The organism is Candidatus Thiodiazotropha sp. AKAK2 (assembly GCF_058244685.1).
The window spans coordinates 130,578-155,355 of sequence record NZ_JBSYOP010000036.1 but is presented as its reverse complement, the minus strand read 5'-3'; the positions used below and the strand labels follow the sequence as shown (position 1 = coordinate 155,355).

Here is a 24,778-nt window from a genome sequence, read left to right as displayed (position 1 = left end):
TCAGAAGTATGTCTAAAACGAAAATGCCAAAGATTCTAAGAGAACGTATAAGTGGATTAGCACGTTCATTACATTGGGAAGAACAACTTAAATCAGACGGTGGTGATAGATACGACAAACTGGTGAGCTTAACTCATCATAAGTACCCATCACGTGTCTGTATCGACAAGAATGCTGGCATCACTAAGTCTGGGGTTGTTAAATATTTTAAGGTCATCGTGCATCCTGATTATTATCAGTCAGATCTAGAGAGTACAATGCATGGGGTAAGGCCGGCAATTAATCGAGTGACTAAGGAAAACCGTCATAGTCACAGTGGCTTTCGGGGTTTTCCTACTTACGAAGGGAATGATGAACCCTGTGGTAAAGGGTATATCACAGAGGGAGAGGAAGCGCTTGCTTGGCTTCTTAAACAATTGGTAAGCCAAGAGAAGGAAGAGGTTAAACATAAGCAGGATCAAATAGTAATTGATCGAGGCTTAGTAATCGACACACCATGGATTGATAAGATCCTGAATGGTGAAAAGATATGGGAAATGCGCTCTCGGCAGTCAACTCATCGAGGATGGTTTGCTCTTATCAGAAAGGGGAGCGGTGTTGTAGAGGGTGTTGCTCGATTGGTTGATTCTAGAGGACCGTTAACTTCTGTGGAGTTAATGGAGGCAATTGATCGTCATGCAATAAAGTCAGAAATTGATCCTAAGGAATGGGTGGATAGATGGAATATCGCATGGGTTTTGGCTAATGTTCATGTATTACAAAATCCAGTTCCCTATGTACATAAGCCTGGTGCCGTTACATGGGTGAAACTTGATGATAAGGCGATTAAAGAAGTGAATATGCAGATTGAAGAGCTGCTTTCTATTGCTTAGCGATTGTCTAATCCACTCTATACTTTTGTACCCAGTTCGAAAATGTCTGATAGCTGGGTAAGCCCACAAGGTTTGCAGCACGGCTTTTATTGCCGGCAGTCGTCTCGAGAGCCCGGCGTAGGTAGTGCTTCGCCACATCCTCCATTAATGCCGGAAGGTCAAATCCAGGTTCAAGAGGTCGATTTAAGATGCCATCTACCGAAGTGGTTGTCGTAGGCAGCTCTAGCAAAGCTTCTGCGATGTCTTGCTCATCGATTGTGGGGTTTGTGGACCAGACGGCGGCTCTGGTCAGGGTGTTCGCTAACTCACGGATGTTTCCAGGCCAAGCGTGCCGTTGTAAAAGGTTCCTTGCAGATGGTGAGAGTGATTTTTCCTGCCAGGTGGGGTCTGTGGAGCTCTCAGTATTGAATCTGTCTATTAGATGATTAGTGAGTAGAGTGAAATCACCTTTACGTATGCGTAGGGGGGGGAGCTTTATCAATGCAACCGCAATCCTAAAAAAGAGATCATCACGGAACCGCTTGGCTGCGACTTCTTCAGCCAGCATACGATTAGTCGCGGCGACGATTCTTACGTCAATTGGTACGGGTTTAGTGGTGCCGACGCGAACTACCTGCCGCTCTTGAAGAATGCGTAGCAGTTTCACCTGAAGTTGCAGGGATAGTTCGCCGATTTCATCCAGGAACAAGGTCCCGCCATTAGCAGCTTCAAAATACCCGGTCCGATCTGAAATGGCCCCAGTAAATGCACCTTTCTTATGGCCAAAAAACTCTGATTCCGCTAGCTCATAGGAAACGGCGCCACAGTTGACGGCAATGAAAGGGTGGTCGCGTCGTGGGCTGGCGCGGTGAATCGCTCTTGCCAGCATTTCCTTGCCGGTACCACTTTCCCCTTCGATGAGAATCGGTACTGATCGAGGTGCAACCATTTGTGCCTTCTCGATAACACGCCGCATCACTGGGCTACGGTGAACGATATCAGAGAATTCAGGTGCGTCTTGTGGAGCACCTGAGCTTAATCGTGCTATATCCCCGTCTGCACGGCGGTACACCTCAGGGATGAACTCTGCAGATATATCAAAAGGGATGTTGGCCGTGTGAACACCCTGCTGTTTCGAAGACTCTATGAGTTCGGCACCATACCGGGTTTTGGCGATGATAATCCAGACTGCCGCCATGGCAGGCGTACCTGGGCTCAAGTGGAAAGTTAGGCGGGCAGAATCCCCATGTTCGGCTAGAAGTGTGCCAACCTTGTCTGTGACAGCCTGGTAGATCTCACCGAAGTTGGTGGGGCCTGAGAGTTCTATGAGATTCAATTCTACAACTGTGGATGTATGCTTCTTAACCCAGCTTATGTAGTCAGCCGACTCTGCTCTGGGGTAGTTACTGAGCAAGACGATAAGGTCAAAAGATCGTTGGGTGATAGCTTGGCCTATCGGGCCCAACCCGGCTTGCTCATCGCCTGATGCAGCATTCAGGTCAGTCTGGCCGATCCAGCTTAGTAGGATGTTCATGGGTGCTCAGGTATAAAGTTTTAATAAAAATGTATAAGAAAATTTGTATAAAGACAAGAAAAATAGTAGTAACTGCAGTGGCATTACTAACCGTGGCCTGAGAGAAAACTGCATAACTTATTGAAAATAAGTATATATATTGGAAATTTATTAAGTCTCGGAGACTTGGCACGCCAACTGCAATATTAGTGGTAACTGTAAAAAAGGAGAAATTACGATGAGCGTAACTTTCATACATACTGCAGACTGGCAAATCGGTAAGCAGTTTAAAAACGTCTCGGGAGATCCGGGTGCTGCACTGCGAAGTCAACGGTTGGATACTGTCAAGACTATTGCCGAACTCGCCCAGGAGCGGCAAGTGGACGCTGTTATGGTGGCTGGGGATGTCTTCGAGGATAACGCCGTCTCTGATGAAACGCTCAGGAGAACTATGAATGCGATGGCTTCTTTTAAGGGGCCCTGGGTATTGCTGCCCGGCAACCACGACTCGGGTTTGACCCAGAGCGCATGGAGTCGCCTGCGCAGACTTGCTGTGGTGCCAGAGAATGTCATATTCGCTGATCAGCCTGAACCTATCGAGTTGTGCCAGGGGCGGCTGGTTGTGTTGCCAGCCCCTTTGCAGCGTCGGCATGAGGTGAGAGACCTCACTGAATGGTTTGACGCATTTCACTCAGATGAGGGGGTGTTCCGCGTAGGTATAGCGCATGGTGCTGTCACGAACCGTTTGCCTGAAGCTGCCGAAGCCCAGAATCCTATTGCTGACACAAGGGTGGAAATGGCGAATCTTGATTACCTCGCACTTGGGGATTGGCATGGAACATTAGAGGTGGCACACAGGACCTGGTATGCCGGCACTCCAGAGCCCGATCGATTCAAGGCGAATGAGCCGGGTAACGTGTTGCTGGTGGAGCTGAATGAAGCAGGTAAAGATCCCAAAGTCGAAAGAGTTCCTATCGGCAATTACCAATGGGTTCAGATGGCTTTTGAGGTTATGGATGATCAGGCTATATCCGTACTCGATAACCAGCTGGCTGCTTTAGGAGAAGGTGGACGAACTCTCGTGAGATTGAAACTCACAGGTACGGTGGGACTAGCCACAAGACATCAGCTCGATGAACTGCTTGACGATTGGCATGCTCGGTTGCACTTTCTTGATGTTGACGATACTGCGCTCTTAGCTCAACCAAGTTCAGATGATATAGCTGCACTTGGTGCAACGGGTTTTGTGCGAGATGCAATCGAGACTTTGGTTGGTATTGAGAGAGATACCGAGCATCCTGATCACGGTGATGCCGGTAGAGCGCTGCAGATCCTTTATCTCGAGCAAAAGGGGCTGCAGAAATGAGTAAGTTGCTTTTCAAATCCATTGAGATAGAGCAGTTTCGTCAGTTCCGAAGTTCGGTAACAGTACATGATCTCACATCTGAGCTAAATGTTATTGCCGGCAGCAATGAGGCAGGCAAATCCACCTTATTGCTGGCAGTCCGTGCTGCACTGTTTGACCGCTATAAAAGCAGTGTAGGGGAGAGTTTTCGGCCTTATGGTAGGAAAGTTAGTCCAAAGGTATGTCTGGTGTTCGAATTGGATGGAGTGGAGTATCGTCTCACGAAAGTTTTTTCTCGCCGGCGTGATGGTGAAGCTGCCCTGGTGGCATCTGATGGCCGCCGTTGGGAAGGACCGGCTGCGGAAGACTTTCTTGCGGAACTGTTGGGCTTTTCTTACGCAGGCAGGGGAGGTAGTCGCCCGGAATTTCAGGGTCTTGCTGGTTTGCTGTGGGTCGAGCAGGCGAAGGCCTATGAACGAGTCATATTGACGGATCAATCTCGGGAACAGGTTCATGGGGTGTTTGAAGAAGAAATGCGCGAGTTATTGGGAGGTGGCCAAGGGGAGGCATTACACCGTCGAATCACGACATTGCAGGGTGAGTACTTTACATCCCGTGATAAGCCTCGAGGTGACTATCAGCGTTTGATTGAACGAGAGGTTGAACTAAAGCGACGACTGCAGGATAAGCAGGGGGAGCTGGAAGAGTATGAGGAAAAAGTTGACCACCTTGAGCAGAAACAGGCAGTGCTACGCGCCTATCGGGAAGATCGGACCCTTGAAAAGGCCGAGGAACGAGTAAAGTCAGCAAAAGCAGCGGATGCACGCCTAGCCGAATTGCGAACACAGGTTCAAGCGGGCACTGATAAGCTCGGGCGAAAAGAGGCAGAGTTGGGAGGTGTAAAGCAGGCTTTCGACAATCGCAACAAGTTGATTAGTGAACTCAACGAGGCTCAGGAATCAGTAAGAGCCGCTGAACGTGCACTAACAGGCAAGGAAGGCGAATTGAAAGTTCTGAACCAACGTCGTACAGAGCTTAAGAAAGGGCTTGATGAGTTGAATGCCCGGAAACAGCAAAAGGATGCAGAACTGAGCCTGGCGCGTGATGCTGAGACTCTCAGAAATCTCGTTGCTGACCACGATCGCCTGCTCGGCATTTTCAAAGATGCTAGAGATGCGGATTCGGAGAGGCGGGGATGCGCATCAGAACGTGATGCAATCTGTGTGACTGAGAAGGCAGTATCTGAACTCAAGAAGATAGAGAGAGCGCGAGACCTTGCCAATGAGCGCTTGAATGCTGCCGCGACGTGTATTGAGCATCGATTGCACGCGGGCGCTGCTGCTCTGTTGGGTGATCAGCCACTATCTGGTGATGGATCGGTCATGTTGACCCAGCGAACTGAACTCCAGGTTGACGGGGTGGGGCAGTTTTCGATCATCCCTGGCGGGGAGGATCTGGATGTACTTCGTCGCAACGTTGAAAGTAAGAGCCAGCAGTTGGCTCAGGCGTTGTCTGACGTGGACGCTGACAGCGTAACGAGTGCAGAGACCAGTCTAAATCAAAAGAATGATTTTAATAGCCAAGCAGCGCAATATGCCGCAACCTTAAGAGGTCTTGCGCCAGAAGGTTTACCCGTTCTGGAAGATCAAGTTAGCGCCATCAAGGCGAAACTGGAAAGTCTTCAACAGAAGCTGGGTGATAATGCTAACAAGGAATTTGATGTCGGTAACCTAGAAGAAGAGGTCCAATCGCTACAAGACCAGGTCGCCGAGATTGAGAGTGATGTCATAGATGAAGACAAGGTACTCCAGAAGCACCGGGAGGCTCTAGCGGGGCTGCGCGCAGAAAAGACATCAGCTGAGCGACTTGCCGAAGGACGTGCGACAGGTCTTGAACAGTCTCGAGGTGAAACAGCAGACGATGAGTTGCGGAAAGATGTTCAGGATGCTGTTCAACAGGTTAATGTGTGTGTCCAACTACTAGAAGAGGCAAAACAGGCGCTCAATTCTGAAAATCCAGAAGCAGTCGAGATCGAAGTCGAAAGATCAAATCGTGCCCTTGATGACATAAGGCAAGAAATAGAAGCTCTCGATCGTGATGTCCGCGATCTGAAAGTGGAGCTTAGTGCCATTGGTCAAAAGGGATTGGCGGAAGAGGTGGCATCTTTTGAAACAGAATATGCATTCGCAGCGATGCAACTTGAAAATGCCAGCCGCCGCGCTCGAGCACTTGCTCTACTGCAGCGTGCCCTGGACGATGCACTCCGTCAGGCAAAGGAATCAGTTGCTCAACCGGTCACAGCTAAGCTCGTTCCTTATCTGCGCCAGCTGATTCCAGGTGCAGAGCCAACGGTTAATGAGGATCTGATACTTACTGGGATTAAACGTGACGGTGCGAAGGAAGACTTCGACGATCTGAGTATTGGGACACGTGAGCAGCTGGCGGTCCTGGTTCGGTTGGCATATGCGGACTTGCTCAGTGAGGCAGGTGTGCCTGTATCCGTGGTGCTCGATGACGCTTTGGTCAATTCTGATGACGAGCGCCGAGACCGTATGAAGTCGATCCTTTACCAAGCAGCCAAACGTTACCAGGTTCTGATACTGACATGTCATGGTAGGGAGTATAGGGACACGGGTGGAACCTTCATTCGTCTTGAGGAGCGTGTAGAGCGCTCGGAAAATGAAGAGTCTTTGGTTCAGGATAAGCAGCATGCGGTGATGGATGAGATTATGGAATGAATAGGGAAGTGAGTTCTGCCTTCGCTGAGTAATTATCCACTTTTATCCGGGCGAACGGGTGGTCGGGACGTTTCTTTTTCCTGCATATCATGTGTTCGTCTTCTCGAGAATGATTAGTTCAAATGTCGAGTTGTTATCCAGGGGTGTAGATATTGATCGTTTATAGTGGCTACCCAATATTTTAACTTAAAACTGCTGGCGGTTAGGAATACTATATATTGTGGTTGACGAATAGTAAAAACACAATATAATGTGATAGTGCCATAGGTTTAGTGGGGTAGATATTAAGGCAAAGAAGCAAAGCAATACTGGACATCGTAGCTCGAAAACGTGGCAATTTGTCACTGAGTGGTATGCTAAGCGGCATCCATCTATAACCCAGAAAGTGGCTGTTCCTAATCCGGGGTGCTGTGACATAAGATGCGGTAAGTCGAAGTAATTAGTCTATATTTTGTCAATATGGCTGCAGCAGTTCTGAGTAGATCATGGCCATTCTTTTTCATAAAGCATAGGAAACTACTATCTGAGGGATATTGTGAAGATACCATCGAAAAGCAAGATTTCTGAAAATCGCCGACTACTTCAGAACCCCTATGCATATCTAGATGATGCTGGCGGGTATGATGCTGAGCCGAAGATAGTAGAGGCTACTGCTGAGCAGATCGAATCTAGCCGCCGATCGCTTGAAAACCAATATGCCTTTCTCGACGACGTGGGAGAACTAAGTGGTCAGTTATCTGCAGAAAGCTCAAAACCTGAAAAGGTTCAGGAGCAGATACTGTTGCCAAAGCGTAGTGGGCAGGGTTACCAATGGATTGGGCAGGCTGTAAAGAATATACAGAAAGCTATCTGGAAACGTCGGTATGAACTTTGGCCAGATGGTGTTCCCGATGATCCCGTAAAATTACTCGATCCCGCCATTGCTCTTGATCTTATAGGTTTTGAATACGAGATGGCAGAAACACTTGGCCAGTTTACCAGTAATGGTTCAACATTCGAGGTGGCTGGAGTTATTGATCGGACTGCAGAACGTGTTCAAGTTTCGCGCCAGATGCCATTCAACACCATACGCTTTACGGCAGCCCATGAACTTGCTCATGCTGTTCTTCATGAGGGTGTTCACATGCATCGCGATCGAGCCCTTGATGGATCAGGGCAGGTGCGTGGGACACGTGACAAGATAGAGATTGAGGCTGATAAGTTTGCCAGTTTCTTTCTCATGCCAGAAAATCTTGTTAGAAAACGCTTTCAGCAGATTTTCTTATGCGAGAAGTTTTTATTAAATGAGGCCACCTCATTTGCTCTTGATCCATCCGGTTCACAGAGTTTGCTGCAAGGAAGAAAGTCTATACGAGAATTGGCTCGAATACTTGCGAAAACTGAAAGCTTTAATGGGGAAAACTATCGCTCGCTTGCTGGACAGTTTTTTGTGTCTATAGAAGCTATGGCTATTCGCTTGGAAGAACTAGATTTGTTGGAAATATAGGAAATTACTATTTATAAGGTATTATGCAAAAAGTGCCCCCGAGCAAGCAGGCGTAAGAATATGCTATGAATAGGGTTGTCAGCACTAATCAAATATTTCCTATATAGAGCCACAAACAACGACGAAGGCCTGTCAAAACTTCATTTGAGGAAGAAACTTCTGGTGGATTTGCCTTCTAAAACCCAGTTACCCCAAATTAAATAGGACTAGGTATCCGAAAGGTCCTGGTTCTCTTTTTACTTATTTTACCATCTTGGTGTTTGGAGCGACCTTCTTAAAGGCATTTTCTATGACTTGGACTGGGTTGGCCTGGTTGTATAGCTAGATTTATAACACAATAAAATGAACTATTTTCGAAAGGTAAGGCGTTCCTGTTGCAATGAATTTTGATGACCTGTTAAAAATAGAAAATTTGAATGTAAAAGAATTTAGGCTTGTCCGTCACGGTTACAAGGAGATCGATCCTCTGGCAATCTTTCGCGATGAGCCAGGTTTATTTGATGCCTATCAAGCTTTCCAACAAATCAGAAAATTTGGTAATGCGAAATATCTTGCGGTATTTGCACCTTATCATAGTACGCAAGCACTTTTTCTGGGTGTCTGGAAAATCGAAAAGGAAATGCCGGCATTGGAGGCCCCCAAACGTATGCGCAAACAGGTTGAGCAATTTGGGTGGGATTTGTCCAGGGACTCTTATTATATGTTGAAACAGGTAGATAACCTCTCCGATCTCTCAGAGCGTTTGGTGATTGAGTGGGGTGGTTCAACAGTGAGTTGGGTTCAGAAAAAAAGCAACAAGCCTGTTATTATAATTCTACCACCTGCACATATTCAGGAGTTCAAAAGCTATGATCAGGTAGTTATAGATCGAGAGCAGTTAGTTAAGATGATTGCAAATCCCACCTACAATGCTACATGGTACAACGCACTCAGGTCGGTAAATGGTATTTACTGTATTAGCGATAAAAGAAATGGAAAGCTGTATGTAGGTTCGGCTTATGGTAAAAACGGTATTTGGGGCCGCTGGAATGAATATATCACCACTGGGCATGGTGGTAACAAGAAATTGTTGGAACTACTATCTGATACACCTGATGCAGTTAATCATTTCCAATATACAATTCTGGAAATTTTACCGGGTTCTTGCACAGCTGATGATGCTATTGCTAAAGAGGCCTTGTGGAAACGCAAGTTATGTAGTAGGGATCATGGGTATAACGATAACTGAGGCGGAAGAAAATTAATTTGTGGGATTTTTGCGGGAATCAGTCCCGCATTGTCGTGCGTAATCCTGCAAATAGGGCAACGGGCGTCTCGGTAACATATTGAAAAATAAGGGCCTGCAATCTCTTTTGCGTACTCTTAATCCATTGGTCGAAGGTTCGAATCCTTCATGGCCCACCATTTCATTATTCCCTTCCCGTAAATCGGCTAAAAGCGAGAATGGCTGCGAGAAAGCGGCGGTTCTAAAACCGTGATTTCTGTCATAGGTAATCTTGTCCGCAAATGCCATTCGAAGCAGCATTCTGCGCTGTTCGATGCACTCGCTTTCCCAAAGTTTAAGCGGGTTTCCAAGGAATGTGATAGCGGTTCTAAAAGTATCCTCGAAGCTCTCTATCGGACGACCGCAATTTTTGATCTTTTCGTCCATAATCAGCTTCTCTTCTTGCAGGCTTCTGATCTTATCCTCATAGGTGTCGATTAAAATCGGATTATCAGCCTCTACAATGCGGTCTAGGAATTGATTGACCTTCCGATCAATCAGCGCGAGTTGCTGTTTCAGCGCCTTTGTTTGGTCTTTGGCTTGGCCTTGGCGATCCTTCCAATGCTGATCGAAAATGTCTAAGGCCATATAGAATGTTTTCGGTGAAGGTTTTAGCGTTTTTACAATCTCAAGGAATTCTTCTTCCATTTGTGCTTTGCGAATGGACTTGCCGTATTCGGCGCAGCTCTTATTCGAACATAAATAATACGGGTATTTGGTGTTACGCCCCTTTGACCAGCACGAGGTTAAAGGCCGATCACAGCAGCCACATGTCACAAAGCCGCGCAACGGAAAGTCGTCTTTGATATTCGCCTTCATCGGGGCTTTGGCGCGTCCGTCCAAGCGTTCTTGTATCCTCTGAAAGTCTTCATAACTAATCAGTGGCTCATGCTTGGCAGGATGCAGCGATATACCCCATTGCGGCACGTCGATATAACCTGAATAGAGAACGCGGCGCAAAAGGTCAGATACGCGCTGCACGTTCACTTTACCGTTTCGCATTCTCGGGAACTCTGCATGGAGATCAAAGAAGCGCGTCAGTTCTGCGATGCTCTCAAAGCGGCCTGAGGCAAAGCCAAGCAAGCCCTCTTGAATGATGGAGGCTATCGGCTCATCACGCACCAGCATTTTACCGTGACCACTGACGCGCTCGTACTTATACCCCGTTGGCGGGTAAAACACCCAATAGCCATTGAGCACCCTTGCGCGCATGCGGTTCTTTACTTGCTCTGTGTTCTTTTGGCGGTGGTGCTGCGAAACACTGGCGAGAAGATTTTCAACGAGCTTGCTATCGGAATCCTCACCAAACTCGATGGACGGGCTTTCGAGCTTTCCGCCCGCATCACCTATAGCAGTGCGAAGCTGTATATGCGCTTCAAGGTCACGCGCAAGGCGGCTGATATCATCGATGATGACAACGGGGTTTTCGTGTTTGTGCTTTTTAAGAAATTTGAGCATGGCTTGCATACCCGGGCGATTGATGAGACTTCCTGATACGCCCTCATCGCGGAAGACTTCTATCACTTGATATTGCTTGTGGTCGGCATATTCGCGGCAACGTGTTTCTTGTGATCCGAGGCCATCACCTTTCTTGACCTGTTTAACCGAGGATACGCGGGCATAAATAACGGCGGTTTGTTTATGGCTCTTCATGGGCGGACTCCTTGCTGCGGCGGTGGATCGGTTTTCTTTTGTATTGGATGGGAGGATTCTAGCCGCTTCATTGAATCCTGTCTATCGGCGTTTGAGGATTTATCACGCGCATGCTGGACGGGATGTTTACAAAACGCACGATCAACAAAGTTTTCCATGATGTGCCAAAGATCAAAGATGTATTGAATTTTCTGCTCGCGGGTCATATCCCAATCGTCAATCATCGCGAGGTATTTTTCTATGTCGGGTTTCATGATATCTGCTCCTGTTCGTGTGTGTGGCGACAGGATCAACAATATCATCGCATGTGCATGCGTACGGGCGAAGCCCCACAGCCAGAGGGATGAAACGGGAGAGCGCAGCATCTCCCTTTCCAAGCGTATTGTATTACAATACACAGCTTGCCTTTCGTCTTAAGTCTGGTCTTTGTTACTAAAAACTGCTCAATTCAGTTTTGATAGAATTTTTATAAGTGCTAAGATTTTGTCTAAGAAGAGGCGTGTAATCCATGACATCATCTGAAAACAAACAAAAAGAATGTCTTTCGAAGTCGTTTTTTGAACGGCTTGGTTTTTTACTAGGATGCTCTTTAATTGTTTTATTTTTTTCTGAATATTTTTTCTTTAATGAAGGTGTAACAGAACATCTTCATGCCACACTACGATCACCGAAGTTACTGTTACTTAACCTCATTGAAATGAGCATTTTCTATCTTCTGGCCGTAGCGCCAGCCATTTTGGTTTTATATTATACGCGCGTGTCTTCTATCTGGGGGGTATTTCTAGTCGGAGCTATAATAGGATATTTTATTGAAGGGCTGGTTGTTCCAGTGATTTACATGGAACTGCCAATCTCTATTATTTGGACAGCTTTATCATGGCATCCAATCATAGATGTAATCTTCGGTTTATGGATATTGCAGTATTGCTTAAGAGAAAAGAGCTTTTCTATTAATTGCATTATATGTTCTGTAATAGGAATTATATGGGGAATTTGGTCAACATGGCCTATTGGACATCTATCAGATGCAACTGGCGAAATTTTGACTTTTGTTCCAGCTGCAGAATTTACAGCCTTTTTATTTGTAACCACAGGTATTTTGTTTGTCGGTAACATTTTAGTTTCTTCGGGGGCTGATAAGCCGTTTGCACCTACTCGTTTGGATTATTCGATTTTTGTGATTACGTCACTCTGCCTCTTTATATTAATGGCTCTGCAAGTTTCAGTTTTGATCTTAATATTTATTATCGCAGTCAGCCTGTTCTACATGCCTTTGCATTATGCAAACAAAAAATGCGGCAGAGATAAAAGCATAGTCCTGCATAGCTTTGAGAAGGCTCCGCCTTTTCCCAATCAACTTACAATATGGGCAATGCCTGTTACAGCATCTATAACTTACTGGGTTATGTCTGAACAGAATTGGCATGTCGAGTCTTGGATACTAACTCTGCCGCTTATGATTTTGGGTTTCGCTCTAGCTGTTATATCACCTTTCAAAATGCTACGATCATAATGATGCTTTAATAGCATCTGCTGATGCGTTAAGACCGTCCGCAAGCTGTGTGTTGTACTACAACACGCTTGGAAAGAGAGACGCTGCGCTCTCCCGTTTCATCCCTCTCGCGGATGGTTTTAGGCATGGGAACACAATCCGTTCTACCATGCAAAACCATCAAAACGTATCACCGTTTTATCCCTCGCAGGACTTGGAGAATTTCCTCTCCACCTGCGCCGAACCATGCATGAACATATGGATGTTCAATCGCCATTTAGGGGAGCACATCCGCTACCCCTAAAAACCCCATGATAATTTCATCAAGACCAATCGTACGCCGATTGGATGCGCTTAACAAAAATATATTGCCAGATTTTTTTCGTTCTGTTACCTTAAGACAACTTTTTAGGAGTTTAACCGATGAGAAATATACATACACATAAATAACAGCCGTTCGGCAGATTGTGTTCGAACGCCATCAAGATAAACGCGTTCGGTATATTTCATACCTTTCCAAAATCTAATGTCCGGTTGTTAAAAGCTTTTCGAGCAGGCGTTTTGCTGTTCGTTTGGCTTAATTTGCTTTGGCGTACTTTTTGAAGCGCCCGAAGCAAAAACTCAATTGCTTTTGAAAATTGAAGAGAAAAACAATGGACAATTTATTGAATACACCGAAACCAATCATTCGTGTGATTGCTTCGGACAAAAATTGGATTGAGGGTAACGCAGTCCAACAACTTGAAAAAACAGCAGAACTTAACGGCATTAAAATGGCCGTTGGTTTGCCAGATTTACATGCAGGAAAAGGATACCCTGTTGGTGCGGCATTCGTGTCGCAAAATTGGATTTATCCTGCTTTGGTCGGAAATGATATTGGCTGTGGCATGGGGCTATGGCAGACGGATATGAAACTATCCAAAATGAAACCCGAAAAATGGGCATCGCGTCTTGATTTGGACGATTCTTGGGATGGAGATGCAAAGGCATGGCTGGAACGTTATGGCTTGCCATCATCCTTGCTTGAACGTTCGCTTGGCACAATAGGCGGCGGCAACCATTTTGCCGAGTTACAGCGTGTTGAACGTATAGAGAATGCGAATGTATTTGAAAATCTGGGATTGGATAAAAACAAACTGCATTTACTTGTGCACTCCGGCTCTCGCGGCTTAGGGGAAATGGCGCTGCGTCACCATGTTGAGAATTTCGGTCATAACGGTTTGAAAACCGACAGTAACGAAGCAAAAGACTATATCCGCAAACATAATCAGGCGGTTTTATGGGCACAGGCAAACCGTGCGCTTATTGCGTACCGATTTACAGATGCTTTACGCAGCGAATGTGAAAAGGTCTTTGATATGCCTCATAATACCGCTTTACCAAAAAAATTAGACGGGCAGACATACTGGCTTCATCGTAAAGGTGCGTCTCCTTCTGATTGTGGTGTTTTGGTTATACCGGGATCACGCGGTAGCTTTAGTTATTTGGTCAAGCCTATTGGTGATCAAACGAACAATGCTTATTCGCTCGCACATGGTGCAGGTCGTAAATGGGTTCGTTCTGATGCTAAAGAACGTCTGGCTGGTAAATACAAAGTCGATGATTTCCAAAAAACAGATTTGGGAAGTTACGTCATTTGTGAAGATAAAGACCTTATTTATGAGGAAGCTCCGCAAGCTTACAAGAATATCGATATTGTTATTCAAGACATGCAACAAGCAGGCTTGATTGAGATCATCGCTCTTCTTCGTCCTGTTATCACCTACAAAACACGGAGGAAGAAATGAGCAAGCATACAACAAATGCAATATGGCTTCATGTAACTGCCGGACAAGGGCCGGATGAGTGTGCACTTGCTGTTGCAAAATTCATCCGTCATTTACAAAAAAAGGCCAAGGCGCAGGTTCTTGCGTTGGATATTGCAGATAGTGTTGAAGGCGACAAAAAAGGAACTGTGACATCTGCTTTGATAAAAATATCAGGGCAGAATGCAGAACAATTCCTTATGCCTTATATGGGGACAATAAAATGGGTTTGTGAAAGCCCATATAGGCCGCGTTATAAGCGCAAGAACTGGTTTATTGGTGTTGAACGTATTACCCCTGTTAAGGACACAGAAATCACAATAAACCCCGAAGATGTAACATGGAAAACCATGCGGGCATCCGGCCCGGGCGGGCAACATGTCAACACGACAGATAGCGCCGTTCAAGCAACGCATAAGCCTAGTGGATTGCAGGTCATAGCCAGTGATGCGCGTTCACAGCATGCAAACAAAAAAATCGCCTTAGCTAAGCTGGAGATGATTTTGCGAACACGACAGGAGGAAAAAACCGCTGAGAGTAAAAAAAATAATCGTGATCAACACCACGCCCTTGAGCGCGGAAACGCGGTTAAAACCTTTACAGGAAAGGAGTTTACAGAGCGATGAAACGCAGAATGAAAAACTCCGATTTTCAGGGTAAGGCAATTACGCCATCCATGAAAAAGCATTTTAAGGCATTGGATATAAAAACCGAGCGGAAATATTTCGCATGGTGTAATGCCAGAAATTTCAATGCCGACTTGAATAAAGATAAAGGTGCTAGAGACTTAGAATATGAACGTTTTCTGGGTGAGCAAAAAGCTTTAAAGGATAACGCCCGCATTCATCACAATGCGGATGCGTTCCTCCATGCGGTTTGCATGGGAGAAGTTGCCCCAAAAGCGATCATCAGACCAGAATGGCAGAAAATTGCATCATTAATTTCAAAAACTCCGAATGACAGGCCATATCGAACAGGACTTTCACAATTTTTGATTTTGATGAACAAGAAAATGAAATGCACCTTTGAGAAAGCAGAGATCCGAGGTAAGCAATTTTTCTACATACGTGCATTTATCAATATCTACAATTATCGCTGTTATTGGATACGCGATCTTGAGAATTGGACACCAAACACACACAATATGCATGGCCAGTTTTGTGCTTTGATCAGCCATTTGTTTGAAGAATATCCGGCGCCGGAATTTATGCGTTCTGCATGGTTTCGAATGGATGAGGTGGCCGATAACTACCGTGACTGGTATTTAACGGTGGTTTCAGGGAAAAATATCCGTAGCGCAGAGTTGCCTTTCCCATTCACCAAAAAGCTTGCACATCACTTTATGCATGCGCCTGCTTTTTGTTCAATTGAACAGGCCATTAAATGGGGAGAAATTCATGCGCTTGGTGGTGATGAAAATCTGGCCAAGGCCGTTATTGCCTCGCGTATTGGTGATGCTATGAGCCATAAAAAATTCTGGGATAGTGTGTTTCAGTTTTTTGTTGAAAACCCAATGCTTGATCGAGCGCATATAGCACCCATTATAGATTTTTTATATGCACAAAAATTTGAAGTGCGTGAATGCATTACCGCACCTGGCGTTGTGGAGCATATACACCCGCCACAGCCCAATTTATCTATGAAAGGAAGAACAGCGGAATCACTATTAAGACAAGTGGAGCGTTGGCATGGCAATCTTGCAAAATCCAACGATGCTCAAAAATACTTCTTCAAAAAATCGGGCATTCCTGAATTTAGGCAAAAAACCGGAGAAGAAAAACAGGATATTCGGATTATTCGTGAATTGCTTTCGGGTGCAGAGCTCATCAAAGAAGGTCGTGAAATGCGACATTGTGTTGCGTCTTATGCACGCAGGTGCTCATTGGGGCACTGCTCAATTTGGGCGATGGAATATGTTTCTGCCAAAGGGAGTATTGAAAAGCATCAGACTATTGAAATCACAAAAGACAAGCATATCGTGCAAAGCCGAGGCAAAAGCAACCGCCTGCCTACGCCATCAGAATTCAATATTATAAAGAAATGGGCACAAACGGCAGGGCTAACAATTGCTTCATATGTTTCGAGCCGATAGGAGAAAAAATCATGAGAAAACCAACAAGACGGAACAGAAACATAGGAACGAAAAAAAGCGGCTATTCTCAGGATAACAATATGGTTATTCCTCAAAGAAAAGATGATTTGGCTTTTTGGGAACAATTAAATAATCCCGTTATTATTCCCATTAAGGCGCATGATCATGAAATCGCAATATTTGTAGAACCTGTACGTGATGGATACATTCATGCTTGCACGCCTCAAGACATCATAAAGATTTTGGAACTGCTTCCACCTGATGATGTTGAAGAAGTCGAAATCATAGTCTTAAGGCAGCCTAAAAAGAAGGAGGAAATTCTTTCGCCGGTATGGGGGCGTTATCTTTATTATGTTGATTTCGACAAATACAATGGTTCTGCTATTTGTATTGAAGCAATCAAACCTCACACGATTGTAAAATGGGGATCAAGCCTAAGTCCGTTCGAACAAAAAGAATTAAAGCTGTTAGAGCAAGACGGCGACCGCATAGAACAAGTTAAGCGCGGATGGAACATACACACAACGCCCGAAAGCGTTAGGAACCGGCAACTATACAGAACGCTCCCTCATGAATTTGGGCATGCCGTTGATTATGCACGAAACTGTCTGGAACCTTGTGTCGATGCAAAAACTGAGGAAGAAGATGAATATATATCCAAAGTCTTCGATTCAAAACCAACATTGGAGAAAGAAGAATTCGCTAATCGCTATGCTAAAGCATTCTATGAAAAACATTTTCGTTTAGGTAACATTCCTTTTAACAGAGTTTTGAATGAAGACTTTCTAGAAAAACACAATCTTGATATTCGTTGGTTTCAGGAAAGCTAGTAAAAGTCGTTTTACTTATTTAAGCACTCCTTCCCAAAGCGCCAAAGCCTCAAATAATCGGTTCGAGGTGTCACCTGATACCTCCACCAACAAATTCAATGAGTTACGTTAATGGCGTAGCTCCTTTTTTATTGGCCAGGTACAATATCGGTACACTTAGCATGGAGTGCAGTACCGATGGCCACAATCGTAAAGACCCCTTCTGGCACCTGGAAAGCCGTCATCCGGCGCAAGGGGTGGCCTACTTCTTCGATGACATTCCGTACTAAACGAGATGCTGAGGACTGGGCCAGACGAACCGAGGATGAAATGATCCGTGGTGTTTATGTCAGGCGTTCTCCCTCCGAAAAAATACTCTTGCAGGACGCCCTGAAGCGTTACCTCAAGGAAATCACCCCCACCAAACGCCCATCCACCCAGCGTGCTGAAAAGATGCGAGCAAAGCCTCTGACCAGTCAGCTCGGTAAATACTCATTGGTCGCTCTCACACCTGATGTTATTGCGACCTATCGGGATGATCGGTTGGAAGAGGGGAGGAGTGCTTCGACAGTCAGGCTCGAACTGGCGTTACTCGGTCACCTCTATACTACGGCTATTAAGGAGTGGGGATTAGGGCTGGTCTACAACCCGGTATCCAATATCCGCCGACCAAGCGCTGGGCAGGGGAGGAATCGCCGACTATCCTGGAGTGAGGCAAGGAAGATGCTGAAGGCCTGCGATGCACACTCCAACCCTATGCTGGGATGGGCCGTCCGGATCGCCCTATATACGGCTATGCGGCAGGGCGAGATTCTTTCCCTGACGCTGGAACAGGTCGATCTGCAAAGGCGGGTCATACGGCTGAGCGAAACAAAAAACGGCAGTGCCAGGACTGTGCCGCTATCAAAGCGTGCTGTTCGGGTGCTTCGTCAGGCTATTAAGCATCCGGTGAGGCCAAAAGATGTCGATCTGATCTTCTATGGGGAGCCGGGTCGTGATGGCGCTAGGCGCCCCTACAGAACCAATAAAGTTTGGTCTGAGGCGTTGAGGCGCGCAGGGATCACCAATCTGAGGTTTCATGACCTACGGCATGAAGCGGTCTCTAGATTGGTGGAAAAGGGGTTGAGTGACCAGGAGGTTGCAGCAATCAGCGGCCACAAGTCTATGCAGATGCTGCGGAGATATACGCATCTGAGGGCGGAGGATCTTGTGGAGAAGCTTGGGTAGATGATTTTGGATGCGAGAGAGTATCTGGTGGTAGTAATAAGAATATTATTCTTATTACCTTTCGGGATGCAGTTTATGTCAGAGACCAGCCGATCTTAGAGTGCCGGGAGTTCATCAGCATATCCACAGTGAGATAATTTCTGTGTTCCCGTATTTTAGTAACACATATATGTGCAGGTATGCTGCATATTTTTACAAAGATTTCGATGGTTTGGCGTAATTGTTTGGGGCATTCACCATTGAAAGGGAGATTAAATGGCTTTTACAAAAATACCGCCAAAATCTGTAGCGCCCGCAAGTCCCGACTTGTTATTTCGAGAATTACCGCGCAGAAAGTTCCCGGACGTATTACCTCACCAGCAGGCAATGATGCAGCGCTATGCTGCTGAAGCTGAGAATACTTCTGACGTTGCACTACAGCTACCCACTGGAAGTGGAAAAACGCTAGTTGGACTGCTGATTGCAGAATGGCGGCGCAGAAAGTACAAAGAGAAAATTGTCTATCTATGTCCAACTAGGCAATTAGTCCATCAAGCAGTCGCACAGGCTGAGCAGAAGTACGGGCTATCAGTTGTTGGTTTTACAGGGTCGTGGCGCGATTATCCTGCTGGCGACAAGGCCAGATACAATCAAGCAGATTCTGTTGCGATTACTACTTATAGTAGCTTGTTCAATACAAATCCCTATTTTTCAGATGCGGACGTAATCATCGTAGATGACGCCCATGCAGCCGAGAATTATGTAGCAAAACTGTGGACGGTTAGCATCAGCAGGTATGACAAGTCCCTCGCAACCCTACATTCGGTTTTGTCAGAAGCATTTCGGAACTATATTGATGGGACAACTTATTCGCGGCTAACTGCTCAGTGGGACAGTCCTGCCGATTTGGCTTGGGTAGATAAGCTTTCCACTCCCATAGTCATCGAACTGCACGACGAGATTATTGGGATTCTAGATACATACACAAAAGATACAGATCTACACTATTCGTGGTCTATGGTTCGTAATCACCTGCTCTCGTGCCATGTTTACCTATCCTGTTCAGAAATAGTGATTAGGCCGATTATCGCCCCAACGTGGGTTCATCCGGCTTTTGATAACGCCAAGCAAAGAATATACATGTCTGCCACGCTTGGTGAGGGCGGGGATCTTGAACGACTTATGGGCAGGAAACGGATTCTCAGGCTTCCGATTCCAGACGGTTGGGATTTACAGGGGGTTGGAAGACGCTTTTTTATGTTCCCTGGTCTTTCATTGGATAGTGATGACGAACTACAGCTTCGGCGCAATCTGATGAAGAAAGCACCGAGAAGCTTGGTTCTTGTGCCAAGTGATTATATGGAGAATGAAATATCGCAAGATGTAGGTACGAATCTGTCGCTCACCGTGTACTCTGCTGAAGATATTGAACGATCAAAAGACGACTTTATTCGCTCTTCAGGATCTGTGGCTGTGATAGCAAATCGCTATGATGGTATCGATTTTCCAGGAGATGAGTGCCGTCTTTTGTTTATAGGGGGGCTTCCGAAGGCAGTCAATGCGCAAGAGCGTTTCATCATGAGTCGAATGGGAGCAAATATTCTTTTCAATGAGCGAATACAAACCCGGGTGCTACAAGCCATTGGTAGATGTACGAGGTCATTGGAGGACTATTCGGCTGTAGTTGTGACTGGTGAGGAATTACCAGATTACCTTTCAGATCTAAGACGAAGGAAGTATTTCCATCCTGAGCTACAAGCTGAGTTATGGTTTGGTGTGGAACAGTCTAAGGAAAAGAGCATTGTTGATTTCACAGATAACTTCGATGTTTTTATAGAAAATGGAGAAAACTGGGAATCGGTAAATCAAGCAATAGTGGATCAGAGAAATGCTTCAACAAAGTCACCGTTCCCTAGCATCACGCAACTAGCAGAGGCTGTTGAATACGAAGTTCAGTATCAAATCTCAATGTGGCAAGAGGACTATGTCGAAGCTCTTGATAGTGCAGAATCCGTGATCGGTTTGATCAAGGATCCAGAGCTCCGAGGCTATAGAGCTCTTTGGGAGTACCTCGCGGGTTCTGCCTCGGTTCTTGCTACCACAAGAGGTTGCAACGATAGTTTTAAACCTAAAGCTAGAGAGCATTATTCAAGAGCAAAGAAAGCGGCGAAAGGTATTCCATGGTTAGTACAGCTCTCACAGCAGCTTACGACGGGTGAGGTGAATGCTGAAGAAGATGTACGCAACACGCTCTTGATGACTCAGGTAGAGAATATAGAAGCTGTATTGAGTGCATTGGGAGTGACGCACGATAGGAAATACTCGAAAAGCGAACGTGCGATACTAGAGGGACTCAACGAAGTGAAAACATTTGAGGGGGCCCACAAATTACTTGGTGAACACATTGGCTTTGAGGCTGGTAAAGTAGAGGTAGATGCTTCGCCCGACCCTTGGTGGCAACTTGGTGCTATGTGTCTCGTTTTCGAGGATCATGCGAACGCCAACGAGCAATCTTCTCTTGATGCGACCAAGGCGCGGCAAGCAGCGACCCATCCTGCGTGGATGAGGGATAACGTGGTGTCTTGCCAGCCAGAGGATGTCGAAATAGTGCCAGTTCTGGTTACTCCAGTTTCATATGCATGTACTGGTGCGATGCCGCATCTCGGTTCTGTATCTCTGTGGAAGTTGTCCGATTTTGTTGAATGGGCTAAAAACGCAATGGCAACGGTTAGACAGTTGAGAAAGACATTTGTAGAGCCTGGTGATCTGGTGTGGAGAGCTGAAGCGGCAGATTCTCTTTTAAACAACCAAATGGACATGCTTAGTCTCGTACAGAACTTAAAGGCCAGAGTAGCCAAGGATTTGTTGGTTGAGAGGGACTGTTGAAATCTCCAGCGTTTCAAGATGTAAGCTTTGGTGGGGCACTCAAAAGGTTTTGAAATGCAAGTGCCTTGCGCTAAGTTATTGAACAAGCAATAGAATTAGACAGTGGCGGCCAAAGGGGGAATCGTGAATTCAGAAGAACAAGGCGTGCCTAAAGAGGATGGCGACTATCTTACACGCGAGGGCATGTCTGACGTGAGGGCCAATCGCATGGTCGATCACCAAACCGTCGAAACCTGGAAAAAATGGGACAGATCTATTTTTTCGCGTCTTGCTGGCTTCGGCTACAAATCAACGTGTTTCAGTTGTTGAGCATTTTTAAGTATGAACCAAGTTAAGCAACGAAGAGTTAGGCTTAGAGACCCAGACCTTAAGCGGTTATGGGCGCTCTCCGCTGGACGCTGTAACAAACCCGACTGTCGCGAAGTCCTGCTGGTAGATCCTACTGAATTTGATGAGGCCGTGGTCATGGGCGAACAAGCCCATATCGCTCCTCATGGAAGCGGTGGACCACGGCGCATCAGCGAAGTCCCTGAAGGTGAGCGCGACACTTACGATAACATTATTCTACTCTGTCCTAACCACCATCGTGGTCCAGTAGATGGACAACCTAACACTTACACTGAGCAGCTTCTCCACCAATGGAAGAATGACCATGAGGAGTGGGTAAAAGACACCCTGACACAGGCTATCCCCAGACTACAATTCGATGAGCTCCAGGTTGTTGCTGAACGTCTAGCTGAGGCTGAGCCAACAGAATCTACACCGTTGGTCAATGTCAATATCCCGGCTAAGATGAAGGCAAACGACCTCACTGCTGCAACAAGGGGTGTTCTTGTAATGGCCGTTGCAGGGGCAAAAGAGGCACAGCGGTACATCAACTTCACAGAACCTACCAAGCCCAAGTTCGGTAGAAAGCTAAGGTCGACTTTTATGGCTCAGTACCATCAAGGGGTGGCCAACGGCTTGGAAAGCGATGACCTATTTTGGCACCTTTACTACTTCGCAGCAGGGCCAGACACGCACGACCCCAAGGCGATGGCACCAGGTGTCGCCATTCTCGGTTATTTGTTCACAACCTGCGAGGTGTTCGACGCGTCATGATTCTCCCGAACAAACACCTCCTTAGCCGAGACAGTCTTATCGGCGTTGGTGGTCTCCTGCTGACCAAGATCGGTCCTGAGGGCACAACCGTGTCCAATCTCTGGGAGGGGGTCCGTGATCGTCTTGAGGTCGGCACCTACGACCGCTTCATCCTGGCCTTGGACACTTTGTATCTGCTCGGATACATTGGCTTGGAAAAAGGGATGCTTACCATACGAGAGCGTGCGGCATGATCATATCCGTTACTGCTAACAAGAACACCTTCCAATCCGTGACGTTTCAACCCGGTCTCAACCTCATTCTCGCAGAGCGTGCTGAGGAATCAACTGACCAGGACTCCCGAAACGCGGTCGGCAAAACCACGTTCCTCCAGATCGTCCACCACTGCCTAGGAGGTAACCTCTCCGATCACCTTCGCAAGTCTATGCTCAAAGAGGAAGCTTGGGAGTTCACTCTCGACGTGATGACACCCTCAGGCCCCATCTCGATCACTCGAGGAATCGTGAACGACCGGGTAGCCAAAGTTCGTGGTGTTACGTTCCCTCAGTACCTAGAGACAGAGCCACTGGGCAATGGTATACAACAGGTAAGTATCAAGACTCTTAACGCCTGGCTGGGCCAGCAGTGGTTTGGCCTGCCCCTAGAAAAGCCCAGCAAGTATTTCCCGACCTTCCGCAATCTCATCAGTTACTTCGCTCGCCGCGAATTCGAGGTGGCCCCTTATCAGTTCATGTCGGGCCAGCCGGCATGGGACCGCGATGTCCACAATGCCTATCTCCTCGGTCTGGATTGGCAGCCCTTTACAGACCTCAAACTGCTCGGTGATCGCAAGGCTGTCTTACAGACGGTGAAAAAAAGCATCAAGGATGGTGTACTACGGGGACCACAAAGTGACCCAGCGGCAATGGAGTCGCAACGAGTTCGGCTCGACCAGGAAATTGGAGAACTCGAGCACCAACTCCACGACTTCAAAGTCCACCCGGACTACCGGGAGATCGAAGAACAGGCCACTGCCCTGACTGCTGAACTCCGCAAGAAGCGCAACAACGGATTCCGGCTTAGAACCACGTTACGTCACTACGAGGAGAGTCTTGTATCGGAAATCGCCCCTACTGATGGCTCTGTTGTAGGCTTGTTCCAGTCAGCCCAGGTAGAGCTTCCAGATGAAATCAGGAAGACCATTGAGCAAGTAGAGGCCTTTCATCAACATGTCATCCACAACCGGGAAGAATTCCTTCGGGAAGAATGTGAGAGCCTTCAAGCTCTGATTACCGAGAACGAGGCAGAGGAAGCCCGTATCGGTGAAGAAAGGGCCAAGGCTCTAGGCATCATCGACAGCTTTCATGCCCTGGACGAGTACAACCAACTGCACGAGCGGTTGGCCGATCTCAGGCACGAGCGTGACAAGCTTGTCGATGCTCTCCATCAGCGTCGAGAGATCGACAATACCGATGATGAGATTGCCACTGAGCGGCGACAGGTGATCAGTCATGGTCGGCGAAATCATGAAGAGCAAGAGGCTGTTCGTGCTCGGGCCATCGAACTCTTCAACAGCAACAGCAGGGCACTCTATGGTGAAGGTAGCCACGGGACTTTAGAGATTGCCTTCACCAACCGAGGAAGCTTTTCGTTCAACGTGGACATCCAGGGTGAGGGCAGTCAAGGCATTGAGAAGATGAAACTCTTCTGCTTCGACCTCATGTTGGCGCAACTATGGGCAAATCGTGACACTACCCCAGGCTTCATTTTCCATGACAGCCACATATACGATGGTGTGGACGACCGCCAAAAGGCCGCCGCCCTTCGTCTAGCAGCTCAACAGTCTGAGGAACATGGTTTTCAATATATTTGTTCTTTTAATAGCAATGACCTGCCAAGTCAGGAACTGCTTGGAGGGCTAGATCTCGCAACTCAAACGCGATTAATCCTCACAGACGAAGGGCCACAAGGTAAGCTCCTTGGCCGCGACTTCTGATATGGCGATTCTCTGCGGACTACGAAACAGGTCGCATATCGGTCATAGCAAAGATATAAGTCTACAAAGTTGAGATCGAAGAGTTCAGTTTTGATTGCTGTAGGGGTAAGAAGGTATGGGTTTCGATGAAATAGATCTGGAAGAAGAGCGTGATCGTCAGACTCGCGATGGTATGGCCGACGTGAAGGTTGGCAGTGTATTTGATCATCTGGCCGTCCGAGCATGGGCCGAGAGTTTGGATTCCAACAATCCGCTGCCAGCACCAACAACGAAAAAGGCGGCACAAGAGGCCGCCTCGTCAAAGTCGAATATCTGAAACTATTCAGGGTCAGAAAAAGGCATCGCCTGGCGCAATGTAACCTGTGCCTCCAGGAAGTCATCCCTACACGCCAGACCTGTTTCCGCCTGGTAGTACAGAACCGTGACCATATTGGCGACGGCTTCCGCCATGGGCGAAATCTGCTTTGCTGTTTTCTGATCGACCCAGTCGATCTCCATAAGCTGAGTGGCCGCCTGATGCATTACCTGGCCAGGTTCTATAGTATGTTGTGTTGCCATTTTT

At 46.8% G+C, this 24,778-nt stretch carries 21 protein-coding genes; 17 read left to right on the top strand and 4 right to left on the bottom strand.

What is annotated here, in order from left to right; translation table 11 throughout:
• Positions 1-8 precede the first annotated feature (8 nt).
• On the top strand, positions 9-872 hold the full coding sequence (locus tag AC4IE8_RS18770) for a hypothetical protein (protein ID WP_490791722.1): 864 nt from the start codon (positions 9-11) through the stop codon (positions 870-872).
• 7 nt (positions 873-879) lie between these two features.
• Here AC4IE8_RS18770 and AC4IE8_RS18765 read toward each other — a convergent pair whose 3' ends face one another.
• Entirely contained in the window at positions 880-2,385 is a 1,506-nt protein-coding gene (locus AC4IE8_RS18765; protein ID WP_490791721.1) for a sigma-54 interaction domain-containing protein, read from the bottom strand.
• Positions 2,386-2,602: 217 nt separating this feature from the next.
• Here AC4IE8_RS18765 and AC4IE8_RS18760 point away from each other — a divergent pair, with 217 nt between their 5' ends.
• The 4 genes from AC4IE8_RS18760 (at position 2,603) to AC4IE8_RS18745 (ending at position 9,161) form a co-directional block, all read left to right on the top strand.
• Entirely contained in the window at positions 2,603-3,730 is a 1,128-nt protein-coding gene (locus AC4IE8_RS18760; RefSeq protein ID WP_490791720.1) for a metallophosphoesterase family protein, read from the top strand.
• On the top strand, positions 3,727-6,447 hold the full coding sequence (locus tag AC4IE8_RS18755; RefSeq protein ID WP_490791719.1) for an AAA family ATPase: 2,721 nt from the start codon (positions 3,727-3,729) through the stop codon (positions 6,445-6,447). The genes AC4IE8_RS18760 and AC4IE8_RS18755 overlap by 4 nt, the downstream gene beginning before the upstream one ends.
• 535 nt (positions 6,448-6,982) lie before the next feature.
• Entirely contained in the window at positions 6,983-7,933 is a 951-nt protein-coding gene (locus tag AC4IE8_RS18750) for an ImmA/IrrE family metallo-endopeptidase (protein ID WP_490791718.1), read from the top strand.
• Positions 7,934-8,312: 379 nt separating this feature from the next.
• Positions 8,313-9,161 carry a GIY-YIG nuclease family protein gene (locus AC4IE8_RS18745; protein WP_490791717.1) on the top strand — a complete coding sequence of 283 codons (849 nt, stop codon included), beginning with the start codon at positions 8,313-8,315 and terminating at the stop codon, positions 9,159-9,161.
• A 12-nt stretch (positions 9,162-9,173) separates the two neighbouring features.
• Here the strand turns inward: AC4IE8_RS18745 and AC4IE8_RS18740 are convergent, their stop codons facing one another.
• Both AC4IE8_RS18740 and AC4IE8_RS18735 read right to left on the bottom strand, forming a co-directional pair.
• The gene (locus AC4IE8_RS18740; RefSeq protein WP_490791716.1) at positions 9,174-10,850 is read right to left on the bottom strand and encodes a recombinase family protein; all 1,677 of its coding nucleotides are present in this window, start codon (positions 10,848-10,850) and stop codon (positions 9,174-9,176) included.
• The gene (locus tag AC4IE8_RS18735) at positions 10,847-11,215 is read right to left on the bottom strand and encodes a hypothetical protein (protein WP_490791715.1); all 369 of its coding nucleotides are present in this window, start codon (positions 11,213-11,215) and stop codon (positions 10,847-10,849) included. Before AC4IE8_RS18735 ends, AC4IE8_RS18740 begins: the two co-directional genes overlap by 4 nt.
• A gap of 143 nt (positions 11,216-11,358) precedes the next feature.
• Between AC4IE8_RS18735 and AC4IE8_RS18730 the strand changes: the two genes are divergently transcribed.
• The 12 genes from AC4IE8_RS18730 (at position 11,359) to AC4IE8_RS18675 (ending at position 24,532) form a co-directional block, all read left to right on the top strand.
• Positions 11,359-12,363, top strand: a complete 1,005-nt coding sequence (locus AC4IE8_RS18730; RefSeq protein WP_490777325.1) for a hypothetical protein — start codon at positions 11,359-11,361, stop codon at positions 12,361-12,363.
• Between the two features lie 632 nt (positions 12,364-12,995).
• Positions 12,996-14,129 (top strand): RNA ligase RtcB family protein, encoded by a 1,134-nt coding sequence (locus tag AC4IE8_RS18725; protein ID WP_490777324.1) that lies wholly within the window; start codon positions 12,996-12,998, stop codon positions 14,127-14,129.
• Positions 14,126-14,773, top strand: a complete 648-nt coding sequence (gene prfH, locus AC4IE8_RS18720) for a peptide chain release factor H (protein ID WP_490777323.1) — start codon at positions 14,126-14,128, stop codon at positions 14,771-14,773. The genes AC4IE8_RS18725 and prfH overlap by 4 nt, the downstream gene beginning before the upstream one ends.
• A complete protein-coding gene (locus AC4IE8_RS18715) occupies positions 14,770-16,239 on the top strand; it encodes a PcfJ domain-containing protein (RefSeq protein ID WP_490791714.1) in 1,470 nt (489 codons plus the stop codon). Before prfH ends, AC4IE8_RS18715 begins: the two co-directional genes overlap by 4 nt.
• A gap of 11 nt (positions 16,240-16,250) precedes the next feature.
• Positions 16,251-17,069, top strand: coding sequence for a hypothetical protein (locus tag AC4IE8_RS18710; RefSeq protein WP_490777321.1), 819 nt, complete (start codon positions 16,251-16,253; stop codon positions 17,067-17,069).
• A 177-nt stretch (positions 17,070-17,246) separates the two neighbouring features.
• The gene (locus AC4IE8_RS18705) at positions 17,247-18,275 is read left to right on the top strand and encodes a tyrosine-type recombinase/integrase (protein WP_490791713.1); all 1,029 of its coding nucleotides are present in this window, start codon (positions 17,247-17,249) and stop codon (positions 18,273-18,275) included.
• Positions 18,276-18,530: 255 nt separating this feature from the next.
• Complete coding sequence (locus AC4IE8_RS18700) at positions 18,531-21,140, top strand: DEAD/DEAH box helicase (RefSeq protein ID WP_490791712.1); 2,610 nt, start codon at positions 18,531-18,533, stop codon at positions 21,138-21,140.
• A 123-nt stretch (positions 21,141-21,263) separates the two neighbouring features.
• Positions 21,264-21,449, top strand: coding sequence for a hypothetical protein (locus tag AC4IE8_RS18695; RefSeq protein ID WP_490791711.1), 186 nt, complete (start codon positions 21,264-21,266; stop codon positions 21,447-21,449).
• 156 nt (positions 21,450-21,605) lie between these two features.
• Positions 21,606-22,241 carry a hypothetical protein gene (locus AC4IE8_RS18690; protein ID WP_490791710.1) on the top strand — a complete coding sequence of 212 codons (636 nt, stop codon included), beginning with the start codon at positions 21,606-21,608 and terminating at the stop codon, positions 22,239-22,241.
• Entirely contained in the window at positions 22,238-22,474 is a 237-nt protein-coding gene (locus AC4IE8_RS18685) for an ABC-three component system middle component 6 (protein ID WP_490791709.1), read from the top strand. The genes AC4IE8_RS18690 and AC4IE8_RS18685 overlap by 4 nt, the downstream gene beginning before the upstream one ends.
• Positions 22,471-24,216, top strand: a complete 1,746-nt coding sequence (locus AC4IE8_RS18680; protein WP_490791708.1) for a DUF2326 domain-containing protein — start codon at positions 22,471-22,473, stop codon at positions 24,214-24,216. Before AC4IE8_RS18685 ends, AC4IE8_RS18680 begins: the two co-directional genes overlap by 4 nt.
• Positions 24,217-24,331: 115 nt before the next feature.
• Entirely contained in the window at positions 24,332-24,532 is a 201-nt protein-coding gene (locus AC4IE8_RS18675; protein ID WP_490791707.1) for a hypothetical protein, read from the top strand.
• A gap of 2 nt (positions 24,533-24,534) precedes the next feature.
• Here AC4IE8_RS18675 and AC4IE8_RS18670 read toward each other — a convergent pair whose 3' ends face one another.
• Positions 24,535-24,774, bottom strand: coding sequence for a type I toxin-antitoxin system ptaRNA1 family toxin (locus tag AC4IE8_RS18670; protein WP_490791706.1), 240 nt, complete (start codon positions 24,772-24,774; stop codon positions 24,535-24,537).
• Positions 24,775-24,778 lie beyond the last annotated feature (4 nt).

What these genes read in the sequence shown, in the direction of transcription:
- AC4IE8_RS18770 (WP_490791722.1), top strand. Translation starts at nt 9, where the DNA reads ATGTCTAAAACGAAAATGCCAAAGATTCTAAGAGAACGTATAAGTGGA.
- AC4IE8_RS18765 (WP_490791721.1), bottom strand. Translation starts at nt 2,385, where the DNA reads ATGAACATCCTACTAAGCTGGATCGGCCAGACTGACCTGAATGCTGCA.
- AC4IE8_RS18760 (WP_490791720.1), top strand. Translation starts at nt 2,603, where the DNA reads ATGAGCGTAACTTTCATACATACTGCAGACTGGCAAATCGGTAAGCAG.
- AC4IE8_RS18755 (WP_490791719.1), top strand. Translation starts at nt 3,727, where the DNA reads ATGAGTAAGTTGCTTTTCAAATCCATTGAGATAGAGCAGTTTCGTCAG.
- AC4IE8_RS18745 (WP_490791717.1), top strand. Translation starts at nt 8,313, where the DNA reads ATGAATTTTGATGACCTGTTAAAAATAGAAAATTTGAATGTAAAAGAA.
- AC4IE8_RS18740 (WP_490791716.1), bottom strand. Translation starts at nt 10,850, where the DNA reads ATGAAGAGCCATAAACAAACCGCCGTTATTTATGCCCGCGTATCCTCG.
- AC4IE8_RS18735 (WP_490791715.1), bottom strand. Translation starts at nt 11,215, where the DNA reads ATGCTGCGCTCTCCCGTTTCATCCCTCTGGCTGTGGGGCTTCGCCCGT.
- AC4IE8_RS18730 (WP_490777325.1), top strand. Translation starts at nt 11,359, where the DNA reads ATGACATCATCTGAAAACAAACAAAAAGAATGTCTTTCGAAGTCGTTT.
- AC4IE8_RS18725 (WP_490777324.1), top strand. Translation starts at nt 12,996, where the DNA reads ATGGACAATTTATTGAATACACCGAAACCAATCATTCGTGTGATTGCT.
- prfH (WP_490777323.1), top strand. Translation starts at nt 14,126, where the DNA reads ATGAGCAAGCATACAACAAATGCAATATGGCTTCATGTAACTGCCGGA.
- AC4IE8_RS18715 (WP_490791714.1), top strand. Translation starts at nt 14,770, where the DNA reads ATGAAACGCAGAATGAAAAACTCCGATTTTCAGGGTAAGGCAATTACG.
- AC4IE8_RS18710 (WP_490777321.1), top strand. Translation starts at nt 16,251, where the DNA reads ATGAGAAAACCAACAAGACGGAACAGAAACATAGGAACGAAAAAAAGC.
- AC4IE8_RS18705 (WP_490791713.1), top strand. Translation starts at nt 17,247, where the DNA reads ATGGCCACAATCGTAAAGACCCCTTCTGGCACCTGGAAAGCCGTCATC.
- AC4IE8_RS18700 (WP_490791712.1), top strand. Translation starts at nt 18,531, where the DNA reads ATGGCTTTTACAAAAATACCGCCAAAATCTGTAGCGCCCGCAAGTCCC.
- AC4IE8_RS18690 (WP_490791710.1), top strand. Translation starts at nt 21,606, where the DNA reads ATGGGCGAACAAGCCCATATCGCTCCTCATGGAAGCGGTGGACCACGG.
- AC4IE8_RS18685 (WP_490791709.1), top strand. Translation starts at nt 22,238, where the DNA reads ATGATTCTCCCGAACAAACACCTCCTTAGCCGAGACAGTCTTATCGGC.
- AC4IE8_RS18680 (WP_490791708.1), top strand. Translation starts at nt 22,471, where the DNA reads ATGATCATATCCGTTACTGCTAACAAGAACACCTTCCAATCCGTGACG.
- AC4IE8_RS18675 (WP_490791707.1), top strand. Translation starts at nt 24,332, where the DNA reads ATGGGTTTCGATGAAATAGATCTGGAAGAAGAGCGTGATCGTCAGACT.
- AC4IE8_RS18670 (WP_490791706.1), bottom strand. Translation starts at nt 24,774, where the DNA reads ATGGCAACACAACATACTATAGAACCTGGCCAGGTAATGCATCAGGCG.